Origin of the sequence: Thermocatellispora tengchongensis (genome assembly GCF_014202315.1) — a bacterium.
GTDB lineage: Bacteria > Actinomycetota > Actinomycetes > Streptosporangiales > Streptosporangiaceae > Thermocatellispora > Thermocatellispora tengchongensis.
The window spans coordinates 79761-92965 of record NZ_JACHGN010000003.1 but is presented as its reverse complement, the minus strand read 5'-3'; the positions used below and the strand labels follow the sequence as shown (position 1 = coordinate 92965).

The 13205-nt window shown below is 73.4% G+C and carries 13 protein-coding genes and 1 riboswitch; of the genes, 2 read left to right on the top strand and 11 right to left on the bottom strand.

Going from position 1 to position 13205, the window contains the following annotated elements; all coding sequences use genetic code 11:
* The first annotated feature begins 60 nt into the window (after positions 1-60).
* Positions 61-450 carry a DUF6221 family protein gene (locus tag HNP84_RS06860; RefSeq protein ID WP_185048550.1) on the top strand — a complete coding sequence of 130 codons (390 nt, stop codon included), beginning with the start codon at positions 61-63 and terminating at the stop codon, positions 448-450.
* A 6-nt stretch (positions 451-456) separates the two neighbouring features.
* Here HNP84_RS06860 and HNP84_RS06855 read toward each other — a convergent pair whose 3' ends face one another.
* From HNP84_RS06855 to HNP84_RS06805, 11 genes are all read right to left on the bottom strand, one after another.
* Positions 457-1497 carry an LLM class F420-dependent oxidoreductase gene (locus HNP84_RS06855; protein WP_185048549.1) on the bottom strand — a complete coding sequence of 347 codons (1041 nt, stop codon included), beginning with the start codon at positions 1495-1497 and terminating at the stop codon, positions 457-459.
* Between the two features lie 109 nt (positions 1498-1606).
* Positions 1607-2215 (bottom strand): nucleotidyltransferase family protein, encoded by a 609-nt coding sequence (locus HNP84_RS06850; protein WP_185048548.1) that lies wholly within the window; start codon positions 2213-2215, stop codon positions 1607-1609.
* Positions 2216-2261: 46 nt separating this feature from the next.
* A complete protein-coding gene (locus HNP84_RS06845; protein WP_185048547.1) occupies positions 2262-3359 on the bottom strand; it encodes an XdhC family protein in 1098 nt (365 codons plus the stop codon).
* On the bottom strand, positions 3352-4587 hold the full coding sequence (locus tag HNP84_RS06840; protein ID WP_312924027.1) for a vWA domain-containing protein: 1236 nt from the start codon (positions 4585-4587) through the stop codon (positions 3352-3354). The genes HNP84_RS06845 and HNP84_RS06840 overlap by 8 nt, the downstream gene beginning before the upstream one ends.
* A complete protein-coding gene (locus HNP84_RS06835) occupies positions 4580-5479 on the bottom strand; it encodes an AAA family ATPase (protein WP_376771825.1) in 900 nt (299 codons plus the stop codon). The genes HNP84_RS06840 and HNP84_RS06835 overlap by 8 nt, the downstream gene beginning before the upstream one ends.
* 35 nt (positions 5480-5514) lie before the next feature.
* A complete protein-coding gene (locus tag HNP84_RS06830; protein WP_185048546.1) occupies positions 5515-5982 on the bottom strand; it encodes a PH domain-containing protein in 468 nt (155 codons plus the stop codon).
* Between the two features lie 126 nt (positions 5983-6108).
* Complete coding sequence (gene ribH, locus HNP84_RS06825) at positions 6109-6579, bottom strand: 6,7-dimethyl-8-ribityllumazine synthase (protein WP_185048545.1); 471 nt, start codon at positions 6577-6579, stop codon at positions 6109-6111.
* Positions 6576-7796 carry a bifunctional 3,4-dihydroxy-2-butanone-4-phosphate synthase/GTP cyclohydrolase II gene (locus HNP84_RS06820; RefSeq protein WP_221335966.1) on the bottom strand — a complete coding sequence of 407 codons (1221 nt, stop codon included), beginning with the start codon at positions 7794-7796 and terminating at the stop codon, positions 6576-6578. The genes ribH and HNP84_RS06820 overlap by 4 nt, the downstream gene beginning before the upstream one ends.
* Positions 7793-8401 (bottom strand): riboflavin synthase, encoded by a 609-nt coding sequence (locus HNP84_RS06815; RefSeq protein ID WP_185048544.1) that lies wholly within the window; start codon positions 8399-8401, stop codon positions 7793-7795. Before HNP84_RS06815 ends, HNP84_RS06820 begins: the two co-directional genes overlap by 4 nt.
* Positions 8402-8584: 183 nt before the next feature.
* A riboswitch (FMN riboswitch) is annotated at positions 8585-8715 on the bottom strand.
* Positions 8716-9269: 554 nt separating this feature from the next.
* Positions 9270-10715, bottom strand: coding sequence for a YibE/F family protein (locus HNP84_RS06810; RefSeq protein ID WP_185048543.1), 1446 nt, complete (start codon positions 10713-10715; stop codon positions 9270-9272).
* A gap of 194 nt (positions 10716-10909) precedes the next feature.
* The gene (locus HNP84_RS06805; RefSeq protein WP_312924026.1) at positions 10910-11824 is read right to left on the bottom strand and encodes an oxygenase MpaB family protein; all 915 of its coding nucleotides are present in this window, start codon (positions 11822-11824) and stop codon (positions 10910-10912) included.
* 348 nt (positions 11825-12172) lie between these two features.
* Between HNP84_RS06805 and HNP84_RS06800 the strand changes: the two genes are divergently transcribed.
* Entirely contained in the window at positions 12173-13186 is a 1014-nt protein-coding gene (locus tag HNP84_RS06800) for an ABC transporter permease (RefSeq protein ID WP_185048542.1), read from the top strand.
* The last annotated feature ends 19 nt before the right edge of the window (positions 13187-13205 follow it).

Below are 13205 nucleotides of genomic sequence, written 5' to 3'. Positions count from 1 at the left end.
TGGCAAGGTGTATCCGGGCAGGATGCGTGTCAGACCACGAGACCGACGAGGATCCCGCACATGGCCGAGCAGAGCGCCGCCGCCGCCGAGCTGATCGCGTTTCTCCGGGCGCGGCTGGACGAGGACGAACGCGACGCGCGGCTGGCCGCCACCAGCCCCCACGGGCGGCGCTGGTGGTGGCACGGCCCCGGGCAGCGGGTCAAGAGCGCCGAGCCGCGCGACGACGTGGCCCGGGTCGATCCGCTGGTCGGCCCGCACATCGCCCGGCACGACCCGGGGCGGGCGCTGGAGGCGGTGGAGGCGCAGCGGCGGCTGCTCGCGCAGACCATCGAGCCGTACGCCGCCGCCCCCGGCTTCGGCGGGGCGGGCGACCTGGCCTGGCTCCAGCTCCGCCTTCTCGCCCTGCCCTATGCCGACCACTCCGACTACCGGGAGGAGTGGCGCCCCTGACCGGGCTCAGGCGGCGAGCTCCTTGATCCGCTCGATCAGGCGCACCCGCTCCTCGTGGGTGGGCGCGACCGGGGCGACGTTGATCGTGGTGACGCCCGACTCGCGCAGCGCCTCGATACGCTCGCGCACGAAGCCCTCGGGCCCGACGAGCGAGGTCTTCTCCAGCAGGTCGGCGGGCACCAGGGCCGCGGCCTCCTCCTTCTTGCCCTCCAGGTACAGCTCCTGGATGCGCTCGGCCTCCTTCTCGTAGCCGTAGCGGCGGGCCAGGTCGTTGTAGAAGTTGCGGCCCTTGGCGCCCATGCCGCCGATGTACAGCGCGAGCATGGGACGCCCGGTGTCGCGCACGTGCGCGACGTCCTCGCCGATGGCCAGCGTGGCGTGCGCGACGACGTCCAGCTCGCCCAGCGCGGGGTCCCGCCTGGCCTTGCCCGCCGCCAGGGAGGCCCCCCACACGTCCGCCGCCTTCTCCGGCACGTAGAAGATCGGCTCCCAGCCCTCGGCGATCTCGGCGGTCATCTCGACGTTCTTGGGCCCGATGGCCGCCACCATGATCGGGATGCGCTCGCGCACCGGGTGGTTGATCAGCTTGAGCGGCTTGCCCAGGCCGGTCCCCCGCTCCTCGGGCAGGGGCAGCGTGTAGTGCTTGCCGTCGTGCACCACCCGCTCCCGCCGCCACACCTTGCGGCAGATCTCGATGACCTCGCGCGTGCGCCCGATCGGCGCGGTGTACGGCACGCCGTGGAACCCCTCGATCACCTGCGGCCCGGAGGTGCCGATGCCGAGCGTGAACCGCCCGTCGGAGACGTAGTCGAGCCCGGCCGCGGTCATGGCGAGCAGGGTCGGGGTGCGCGAGTAGATCGGCAGGATGCCGGAGGCGATCTCCAGCCGCTCCGTCCTGGCCGCGATGTAGCCGAGCTGGCTGACCGCGTCGAACGAGTACGCCTCGGCGACGTACACGATGTCCAGCCCGGCCTTCTCGTAGTCGGCCAGCGCGGCCACGGTCTCCTTGAACCCCCCGGCGTACCCCAGAGCCATACCGATGCGCATGCGCGATCCCTCCAGCCGACGGAACACAGAATTATGTTCGGTTTCCCGTCCGCCAGGGTATCCCGCCCGCCCCCGCGAGCATCACCCAGGTGCCCGGAAAGCCCGGAAGTCAGGTGGCGGCGCGCGGGCGGCCGGCCTCGTCCCGCCCCAGGAAGGCCGACAGGTCCTCGGGGGTGTCGATGTCGGCCGGGTCGGCCACGTCGTCGCAGGGGACGGGGGTGACCAGCTCGGGGTGGGCCCGCAGGAAGGCGCGGGCGCCCACGTCGCCCACGGCCGTGGCGGCGACCTCGGCCAGGTGCTCGCGGGAGATCAGCACCGGGTTGCGCGGCTGCCCGCCGTACGTGGCCACGGCGACCGTCGCGCCCTCGCGCGCCGCCGCGATCAGCCGCCGCACGGCCTCCGCGCCCACCTTCGGCTGGTCCACCAGCGCGATCACCACCCGCTCGGCCCCCGGAGGCAGCGCGGACAGGCCCGCCCGCAGCGACGACCCCATCCCGCTGCGCCAGTCGGGGTTGTGCACCGCCACCGCGCCGCGCACCTGCACCATGGCGGCGCCGAGCACCACCACGACCGGATGGCACCCCCCGTCGTGCAGCACGCGCACGCCACGCTCGACCAGGGTCTCGCCCGCGACCTCGACCAGCGCCTTGGGCCTGCCCAGGCGGCTGCCCGACCCCGCCGCGAGCAGCAGCCCGGCCGTCGATGCCGAATGGTTCATCGTCTCAGTCTTCACCCTCGCGGGCCCGCGCGGGGGGCGACACGCGTCATGTGTCGCCGTGGATACGGCCCGTGGTGTCGGTCAGGGGGCGGCCCGAGCCGCCCCAGCGGAGCTGGATCAGCTCGGCGGCGATGGCCACGGCGGTCTCCTCGGGGGTGCGGGCGCCGAGGTCGAGGCCGATCGGCGAGCGGAGCCGGGCCAGCTCCCGCTCGGTCAGGCCGGCCTCGCGCAGCCGCTCCAGCCGGTCCTCGTGGGTACGGCGTGAGCCCATCGCGCCCACGTACGCCGCGGGGCCGCGCAGGGCGACCTCCAGCAGGGGCACGTCGAACTTCGGGTCGTGCGTGAGCACGGTGATCACGGTGCGCTCGTCCACCGTGGTCGAGGTGAGGTAGTCGTGCGGCCACTTGACCACCACCTCGTCGGCCTCGGGGAAGCGCTTGGCGGTGGCGAAGACCGGCCGGGCGTCGCACACGACCACGTGGTAGCCGAGGAACTTGCCGATCCTGGCCACGGCGGCGGCGAAGTCGATGGCGCCGAAGACCAGCATGCGCGGCGGCGGGGCGTAGGAGTGCACGAACACCGACAGGTCGTCCAGGCGGCGCTCGCCCTGCGGGCCGTAGCGGCGGATGCCGGTCAGGCCCTGGGCGAGCATGCCGCGGGCGTCGTCGTCCACGGCGTCGTCCAGGCGGCGCACGCCGAGGGAGCCGGAGGCGCGATCGGGCCAGATGACGCGCCGGGCGCCGACCCTGCCCGGCCCGGACACCACGGTGGCGACCGCGACCGGCTCGCGGGCCGCGATCGACGCGGCGATCTCGCCCAGCTCCGGGTAGGTGTCCCTGGAGACCTGCTCGACCAGGATGTCGATGATGCCGCCGCAGGTCAGCCCGACGGAGAACGCGTCGTCGTCGCTGACGCCGTAGCGCTGCAGAACCGCCTCGCCGGTGCCGGCGACCTCGCGCGCCAGCTCGTACACCGCGCCCTCGACGCAGCCGCCGGACACGCTGCCGACCGCCTCGTCGCCCAGGACCGCCATGGACGCGCCGGGCGGGCGGGGCGCGCTGCGGAAGGTGTTGACGACGGTGGCGAGCCCGAACTTCTCCCCCGACTCCCACCACCGCACGATCTGGGTGAGCACGTCACGCATGGGACAACCTCTCCGCGAGTTCCTCGTACGCGGCCAGGCTGTGCCCGGCCACGAAGTCGTCGATGTACGGCAACGCCGCGCGCATGCCGGCCGTGAGCGGCCGGTAGCCCTCGTGGCCCTTGTGCGGGTTGACCCACACCACGCGGTGCGCGAGCCGCGACAGCCGGGCCATCTGGGCGCCCAGCAGGCCCGCGTCGCCGCGCTCCCAGCCGTCGGAGGCGATCACCACGGTCGCGCCGCGCGCCTCGTGCAGGGCCAGGAACTCCTTCAGCTCCTCGCCGAGCCGGGTGCCGCCGCTCCAGTCGGGGATGGCCGCCGAGACCGCGTTCATGGCCAGGCCGGGGTCGCGGTGGCGCAGCTCGGCGGTGACCGCGGTCAGCCGGGTGCCGACCGTGTACGCGCGGGTGGCGCGCGGCTCGGACCTGACCAGGGCGTGCGCGAGGCGCAGCAGCGTGTCGGCGTAGGGGGCCATGGAGCCGCTGACGTCGATGAGCAGCACGACCTTGCGCGGGCGGGTGCGGTGGGCGCGGCGGCGCAGCGCGGCCACCTCGCCGCCGCGGCGCAGGGCCTCCCTGATGGTGCGCCGCTCGTCGAGCGGGCCGCGGCGCGCCGGGCTGAAGCGGCGTGACCTGCGCTGCTCCCGGCCCCGGGCCAGCAGGGCGAGCATGCGGTGGATCTCGGCCCGCTCGGCCGGGGTGAGCGCGGCGACGTCGCGGTGGCGCAGCACCTCGATCCGGCTGGCGCGCGCCGCGGCGGCCTCCGCGTCCTCGTCGCGGTCGCGGTCGTCGTCGCGCCCGCCGTCGCCGTCGAGGGCGGCCATGTGCCGGGTGACGGTGACCGCCGGCATGCCCGCGGGCCGCGGCACCGCCCGGCGTCCGGCGAAGTACGCCTCGAAGCACCGGTCGTAGCGCGGCAGGTCGTCGGGCGAGGCGCACAGGGTCACCCGGCCCGCCCAGTAGACGTCGGCGGGTTCGGCGACGTCCAGCACGGCCAGCGCGCGCAGCATGTTCTGGGTGCGCTCGTGGTCGGCGCCGACGCCGGCGGCGCGCAGCGTACGGGCGAAGCCGGTCACGGTCGCGACCAGCCCACCGCCGCCGTCACGGCGCGGGCCCGGGGACGTGCCCGGGGACGCAGTGTGCCCGGACGCGCCCGGGGACGCGGTGTGCCCGGACACGCCCGGACGGGCGCCGTGGTGCGGCATGCCCGGGAACGCGCCGCGCTCAGGCACGGCCGAGGATGCCGTTCCTGAGCGCGACCGCCTGGTCCTCGCGGTGCTTGAGCACCGCGCCCAGCGTGGCCGCGGCGAGGCCGGGGTCGAGGTCCCTGGCGCCGAGGGTGAGCAGCGCCTCGGCCCAGTCGAGCGTCTCGGCGATGCCCGGCGGCTTGGCCAGGTCGGCGGCGCGCAGCCGCTCGGCGGCGCGGGCGACCTGCTCGGCCAGCGCGGCGGTGCAGCCGGGCAGGCGGCGCATCAGGATCGACACCTCGCGGTCGAAGGAGGGGTGCTCCAGCCAGTGGTACAGGCAGCGCCGCTTGAGCGCGTCGTGCACGTCGCGGGTGCGGTTGCTGGTGACCACCACGACCGGGGGCCGCTCGGCGCGGATCGTGCCCAGCTCCGGGATCGAGATCGTGTAGTCGGACAGGATCTCCAGCAGGAACGCCTCGAACTCGTCGTCGCCCCGGTCGATCTCGTCCACCAGCAGCACGCTGGGCTGGGTCTCCAGGGCCTTGAGCAGCGGGCGGGCGATCAGGAAGCGCCGGTCGTACAGCTCGCCCTCCAGGCGGGCCGCGTCGGTGATCCCGGCGGCCTCGGCGGCCTTGAGGTGCAGGATCTGGCGGGCGAAGTCCCAGTCGTACAGGGCCTGGGCGGCGTCCAGGCCCTCGTAGCACTGCAGCCGGATCAGCGGCGCCCCCAGCACCGCGGCCAGGGTCTTGGCCAGCTCGGTCTTGCCCACCCCCGCCTCGCCTTCGAGGAACAGCGGGCGTCCCATGCGCAGCGCCAGGAAGCAGGCCGTGGCGAGCCCCTCGTCGGCGAGGTAGGCGTGCTCGTCCAGCAGCTCGGCGAGCCGCCGAGGCGAGTCGATCTCAGACGTATGGGGTATTCCGCCAGTCTCGCGCAGCACTCCCTCAGGCTACGCCCACCCGGGCGTAACGGGGATCAGGCGGGCGGGTCGGCCGGGCCCCGCGCCTCGGCGCGCAGCCGGATCAGCGCGTCCAGCTCGGCGGCCTGGCGCCGGGCCAGCGCCTTCTCCGAGCCCATGATGCCCATCGCGCCGACGGTGGCGCCGTCGCTGAAGTCGATCTTCGCCCAGGGCTCGCCCTCGATCAGGGTGACGTCCAGCACCTCCGGCCAGGAGTAGCGGTGGGTGCGCACCGGGTTGACCACCGTGACGCCCTCGTCGTCGGCCACCACGCGGCACCGGCCGAGCAGGTGGAGCACGGCGGCCATCAGGCAGCCGAGCCCCACCATCGCGATCTTGTCGGCGAGCGTGAACGGCTCGGGCAGCACGACGGCGAAGACGATCGATCCCACGACGATCACCGTGGCCGCGGTGTACGCGGCGATCCTCCCCCTGCGTGGCCGCCAGGTGACGGGCAGGGACGGCGGCGGCACGGGCTCGGGCATCGAACGGGTCTCTCCATCGGCTCGCTGGACTGCGGATCGATCGAAACCTACCCCACCTGGCCGCCCGTCCCCCATTCCGGTGTCATCCACGCCGGCCGCCGTCGCGGGAGCGGACGCCGTACGCCGTCATCCGCGCAGGCCGCGCAGGACCAGGGCGGTCTCCAGGGCGGCGACCGTCGCCTCGTAGCCCTTGTCCTCCTTGCTGCCGGGCAGGCCGGAGCGTTCGAGCGCCTGGTCGAGGGTGTCGCAGGTGAGCACGCCGTTGCCGACCGGGGTGCCCTCGTCCAGCGAGACGCGGGTCAGCCCGGCCGTCACCGAGTCGCAGACGTAGTCGAAGTGGGCGGTCTCACCGCGGATCACCGCGCCGAGCGCCACGACGGCGTCGTGCGAGCGGGCCAGCGCCTGCGCGACCACCGGGATCTCCAGCGAGCCCGCGACCCGCACCACCGTGCACCGCGCGCCGCTGTCGCCGGCGGCGCGCACCGCCCGCGCCACCAGGGTGTCGGTGATCTGCTCGTGCCAGCGGGCGGCGACGATGCCGACGGTCAGCTCGCCCGCCTCCACCGGCTCCGCCGCCGGACGCCCCTCGCCGCTCACAGCTCCACCTCCGGGATCTCGTGGCCCAGCCGCTCGCGCTTGGCCGACAGGTAGCGGCGGTTGTGCGGGTTGACCGCGGCGGCCATGGGCTCGCGGCCCAGGACCTTGATGCCGTAGCCGTCCATGCCGCGCAGCTTGGCCGGGTTGTTGGTCAGCAGCCTGATCGACTTCACGCCGAGGTCGCCGAGGATGTGCCCGGCGTTGGAGAACTCGCGCGCGTCCACGGGCAGGCCCAGCTCCAGGTTGGCGTCCACCGTGTCGCTGCCGTTGTCCTGCAGCCCGTACGCCCGCAGCTTGGCCAGCAGCCCGATGCCGCGGCCCTCGTGCCCGCGCAGGTAGACGATCACCCCCCGCCCCTCGGCCGCGATGGCCGCCATCGACCGGTCGAGCTGCACCCCGCAGTCGCAGCGCAGCGAGCCGAACACGTCGCCGGTCAGGCACTCGGAGTGCGCCCGCACCAGCACGTTCTCGCCGTCGCCCAGGTCGCCGTAGACCAGCGCGACGTGCTCGCCACCGTCGAGGGAGCTGGCGTAGCCGTACGCGCGCCACATGCCGTGGCGGTTGGGCAGCCGGGTCTCGGCGACCCGGGTGACGACGCGCTCGATCCGGCGCCGGTAGTCGGCGAGCTGCTCGATCGACACCAGCGCGAGGTCGTGCTCGTCGGCGAACGCGCGCAGCTCGGGCAGCCGCTTCATGGTGCCGTCGTCGTTGACCACCTCGCACAGCACCCCGGCGGGCGGGAGCCCGGCGAGCACGGCCAGATCGACCGCCGCCTCGGTGTGACCGCGCCGGGCGAGCACGCCGCCCTCGCGGTAGCGCAGCGGGAAGATGTGCCCGGGGCGTACCAGCTCGGAGGGCTTGGTGTCCGGGTCGCTCAGCGCCCGGATGGTCCTGGCCCGGTCGGCGGCCGAGATGCCGGTGCTGACGCCTTCGCGGACGTCCACGCTGACGGTGAAGGCGGTGCGCATGGCCTCGCGGTTGTCGGCGACCATCAGGGGCAGGCCGAGCCGGTCCAGGTCCTCGCCGAGCATGGGCACGCAGATCACGCCGCTGCCGTAGCGGGTGGTGAAGGCCACCAGCTCGGGCGTGGCCGCCGAGGCGGCGAAGATGATGTCGCCCTCGTTCTCGCGGTTCTCGTCGTCCACGACCACGACGGCCCTGCCCTCGCGGACGTCGGCGACGGCCCGCTCGATCGGGTCCAGCACGATGCGGTTCATCGCGCGGCCTCCGCCTGGCGCGGCGCGAGAAGCCGTTCGACGTACTTGGCGATGACATCGACCTCCAGGTTGACCCGGTCGCCCGGACTCCTGCGGCCGAGGGTGGTGCCGTCGAGCGTGGTGGGGATCAGCGACACGCTGAACTCGCCGTCGCCCACGCCGGTCACCGTCAGGCTCACGCCGTCCACGGCGATCGAGCCCTTCTCCACGACGTAGCGGCTCAGCCCGGCGGGCAGCGAGAAGCGCACGACGTCCCAGTGCTCGGCGCGCTCGCGGTCCAGCAGCTCGCCGGTGCCGTCAACGTGCCCCTGGACGATGTGCCCGCCGAGGCGCTGGTCGGCGCGCACGGCGCGCTCCAGGTTGACCCTCTCGCCCGGCCGCAGCGCGCCCAGCGAGCTGCGGTCGAGGGTCTCGCGCATGACGTCGCACTCGAACACCCCGTCCGCGACCGCCGCGACGGTCAGGCACACGCCGTTGACGGAGATCGAGTCGCCGTGCCGCGCGTCGGAGGTGACGACCTCGCCGCCGATCGAGAGCCGGGCGGCGTCGCGGCGCGGCTCGACCGCCACCACCCGGCCGAGTTCCTCCACGATTCCGGTGAACATGCACACTCCTCCTGGTTCGCGGCTCGGCGAGGAGTGCGCGCGGCCGGCGCGCGTGTCACCCTGCTGGGTCACCCTGGGCCTCCAAGTCGCCAGTAGCCTTCGTCAGCCTGGCGGGCCCCGGGGAGATGGCGCACATGATGCGCCGCAACGCGGCCGGGACGCCCGAGGGGCGGCGCCTGCCGCTCGCGTGCTGCCTCCCATCCGGACTCTCACCGTCGGTCCCGGAGTTCCACCGGGTCAACCGGCCGCTGGCTGCGGACGGGTCGCGGACTTTCACCGCCGGCTCGGAATTTCACCGACCCCGGAGCACGCTTGCTCTGTCCCCAGTGTGCCACGCCCGGAAAACCACCCGCGACCGGCTCCCCAAAAACCACCAAGCGCTAGCTAGGCACCGGCAAACCCCCAGCTCCAGCCCCCTCTCCCCCAACCCGGAGCCCCAGCCCTCCCCCATGGCAGGGAGAGGCCAGACGACGGCCCGGCCAGGCACACACCGAACGCCGCCACAGAAGCGGCAGGCCGGTCTCTCGCCGGGCGGTGACCACCACGTGGAAGCGCGCCGGCGGGGGTTCCCACGACGGCCGGCCGAAGCCAACACACCGGCACCGCCCCACCTCCCGATACCGGACGAGATTCGACGGCCCGTGGCCGAGTGGGATTCGTCTTGGCCGCAGGCGGCGACGCCTCCCCCGTCGACAGCCCTCGTGCGGGCCGCCTACGGTGCCCGGCACAAGCCTTACCTCCGCCCGAAGAGACGGCCGGCTCGGCTCACGCGCGGCAACCTCGCGCCGAAGAGCGCGCCGACCGCGGCTTCTCTCGGCGGCCACCCGCAGCCACCTCACCGGCACCAGGCGCCCCGATCCGGCGGGGGTCACCAGGGGTGTGGGTGGTGGCCGTTGCGGTCTTCAGTGGGCCTTGTGCGGGTGCGTCTGACGGGCAGGGGCGGGGCGGGCGAGGGGCGAGGGCCGGTCGCCGCCGGGTGGTCGTGGGCGGCGAAGGCGTCCGCGTGGGCGTGGGCGTGGGCGGGCTTGGGGAAGGGGGGTTCGTCCGTGCGGTCGCCGCGGCGGCGGTGGCGGGCCCTGGAGGGGGGACGGTCGGCGGTGGGGGTGGTGGTGCGGCGGGTGGCGGCGGCGGCCAGGGCGGTGGTGATGGGGACGGACGCGATCAGGCCGAGGGTGCCGACGATGCTGCGTACGATCTCCTGGGCCAGCACCGGGTTGGTCACCACCTGGCCGATCGGCTCGCGGCCCACGCTGATCAGCAGCAGCAGGGGCAGGGAGGCGCCGGCGTAGGCCAGGACGATCGTGTTGATCACCGAGGCGATGTGGGCGCGGCCGATGCGGGCGGCGGCGCGGTAGAGACGGGCGAAGCCGTACGCGGGGTTGGCGCGGGCGAGTTCGGCCACCGTGACCGCCTGGGTGACCGTCACGTCGTCGAGGACGCCGAGGGTGCCGATGATGATGCTCGCCAGCAGCAGGCCCTGGGTGTTGATCTGGTAGCCGGTGTCGAGGTAGAAGGAGCTCTCGTCGGTGATGCCGTTGAGCCGGACCAGGCCGATGGCGAGGTAGGACAGCAGGCCGGTCAGCGCGAGGCTGACCGTGGTGCCGATGATCGCGATCGAGGTCGTGACCGTGAAGCCGTGGGTCAGGTAGAGCACCGCCAACATGATCGCCGAGGCGCCGACGATGGCCACCAGCAGCGGGGGCTCGCCGGCCAGGATCGCCGGGATCAGGAACATCAGCAGCAGCACGAAGGTGATGGCCAGGCCGACCAGCGCCGAGAGGCCGCGCCAGCGGCCGAAGGCGATCACCGCGAGCGCGAACGCGACGCCGGCCAGCAGCAGCGGGAACGAGCGATCGTGGTCGGAGATCTGGTACGGCGACGCCTCCAGGGTGTCGCCGGGCAGGTAGGTGAGCACGATGTCGTCGCCGGTGGTGAACCGCTGCGCGCCGGGGCCGCTGGGCAACTGCGCGGTGACGCTCCGGCCCGCCTGGTCGCCGCTGGTCAGCTTCACCCTGGCGGTGCCGCACGTCGCGGGGTCGCTCGGCGGCGGTGTCTGCGCGCCCGCCCCTTCCACGGGAGGCTCCTGCGGGCAGGGGGTGAGGGTGATCTGCACGATCGTGCCCTTGACCCGCTGGAGCTGGGGGGAGGACGCGCCTTCACCGCCGGGGTCGCCCGGCCACAGCCAGATCAGGCCCGCCAGCGTCGCGAGCGCCAGGGTGAGGATGCCGGCCAGGGTGACCCGTACGGTCGCCCGCGAGCCGGGCAGGCCGGCGCCGGCCGTGTCAGCGGGGCCGTGGGAATGGTTGGCGCCCATGTTCGGCGAAATCTCCTGAGGGGTAGGTGGGGCCGCTGGTGACCCTACAGCAGGAGAAGGACCTGACCGGCCCGGACGGCGTGGCCGGTGGGATCGTTCCCGGGCCGGCCGACGGGATCGTTCCCGGGCCGGCCAGCGGGATCGTTCCCGGGCCGGTCAGCCGGCGGGCGCGACGCGGCGCCCACGGGTGGTGCTCAGGCGGCCATTAGGCGGCGGGCGCGCAGGGCGTCGGGGGCGTACCTCATCGGGGCGGGCACCAGGCCGAGGCTGCGGTGCAGCGCCCGCAGCGAGGTGGTGGCCCACAGGTCTTCCAGGGGCGTGGCGGGCAGGCCGTACATCCTGCGGGCCCAGCGCGGCAGGGACGCGAAGGCGAGCAGCGTGATCAGCGGCATCGCGGGCTTGAGCGGCAGCAGGCGGCGCGGCAGCGGCGTGCTGAGCGAGCTGAGCAGGGGGTGGGCGGCCTCGGGCACGCGGTGCAGCCGGGGGCGCTGCGCCTCGATGTACGCGCGCATCTCGGCCACCGAGCCGGGCACGCCGTCCGGGCGCAGGCCGACGACCTCGGCGGCGCGGCGCCATTCGGCGACGAACCGGTCGGCCTCGGCGTCGGTGAGGCCGACCCCGGCGCGGCGGGCCACCGACAGGTAGGAGTCGACCTCGCCGACGTGCACCCACAGCAGGGCGTCGGGGTCGTCGAGACGGAACCGCTCGCCGGTCTCGGGGTCGTACGCGGTCAGGCCGGCGTGGATGCGCCGCACCCGCGCCCCGGCCCGCTCGACCTCGGCCAGGGTGCCGTACGTGCGCACCCGGACGAACTCGGTGGTGCGCTGGAAGCGGGCCCACGCCTCCTCGGGGTCCATGAGCGCGGAGTTCTGGATCACGCCGCGCATGGCGCGCGGGTGCAGGCCCTGCATGAGCAGCGCGCGGAAGCCCCCGACCAGCAGGATCGGCTCGCCCATCACCTTCCAGGTGACCGACCGCGGCCCGAACAGGCCCAGATCCTCCCGCTCCGGCCGCCCCGCACCCGCCTGTCCGGCCCGGCCTGCGTCGCCGGCGTGGCCTGTCTCGCGCACGTCCATCTCGCGCACCTCTCGGACCTCTCGGACCTCCACGGCCTCGGCCTCAATCCGCTCGTAAGCGGGAGGTTACCCAGCCGCGGACCGGGCGAACCACACGGAACTCCAGTGAATGCCAATATTCGATGATAAATATGCCGATCGCATCATGGTCATGTCACAGAACCGTGAAATACCACTTCGGAGGATATATCGAGTATCGCAGGCCGCCGCCGTAACGGTCAACGAAAATCGGCGAACAACCCGGTTTATTTTTCACAACAAACCTGGGATCACGGTCAAATCGTGGGCCAGGGCATTGATTTCCGTCAACGCTTTTTGCAATGGTTCCTGAAGGCCGGGCGCGCGGCGCGTCCGGCGCTTTCCTTGGGGGCCCGCAGCACGATGACCACGCCTGTACCAGCAGCGCCCGGCACCGCCGCCGAACCGGTGGCCGACCCGAAGGCGAGCGTGCCGGTGACGACCGGCCGCTCCCCCGGCCGGCTGATGTGGCTGCGTTTCCGGCGCGACCGTACCGGCGTCGCGTCGGCGGTCGTGGTGGCCTTCTTCCTCCTCGTCGCCATCTGCGCGCCGCTCATCTCCTGGGTGTACGGCAAGGACCCGTACACCCAGTACGGCCAGGAGCGGCCGGGCCTGCTGAACGAATTCGGCTATCCGATCCTGCCCAACGGCGGCATCAGTCCGGAGTTCTGGTTCGGCCTGGAGCCCGGACTCGGACGGGACGTGTTCATGCTGCTGGTCTACGGCATCCGGACCTCGCTGCTGATCGCCGGCGCCGCCACCGTGCTCACCACGCTCATCGGCGTGGTCGTGGGCATCACCGCCGGCTACGCGGGCGGCAGGACCGACTACCTCGTGGGCCGGGTGATCGACATCCTGCTGTCGTTCCCCTCCACCCTGTTCTTCATCGCGTTCATGCCCGTGGTCGAGTCGGTGTTCGTCTCGGCCCAGGAGGAGACCCCGACCTGGCTGCGCGCGGCGTCGCTGATCACCGTGCTGACCATGTTCGGCTGGGCCACGATCGCCCGCCTGCTGCGCGGCCAGGTGCTCTCGCTGCGCGAGCGCGAGTTCGTGGAGGCGGCCAGGGTCAGCGGCGCCTCCCCCGCGCGGATCGTGTTCAAGGAGCTGCTGCCCAACCTGTGGACGCCGATCATCATCCAGGCGACGCTGCTGCTCCCGCTGTTCGTCACGACGGAGGCGGGCCTGTCGTTCCTGGGCGTCGGCATCGTGGAGCCGACCCCCGACTGGGGGCGCATGATCCAGCGCGGCGCCGAGGTCTACCGCGACGACATCACATTCCTGATCTTCCCCGGCGTGGCGATGGTGATCTTCGTGCTCGCCTTCAACCTGCTGGGGGACTCCGTGCGGGACGCTCTCGACCCCAAGACGCGTCGATAGCCCCCCATGCTGCAAGGAA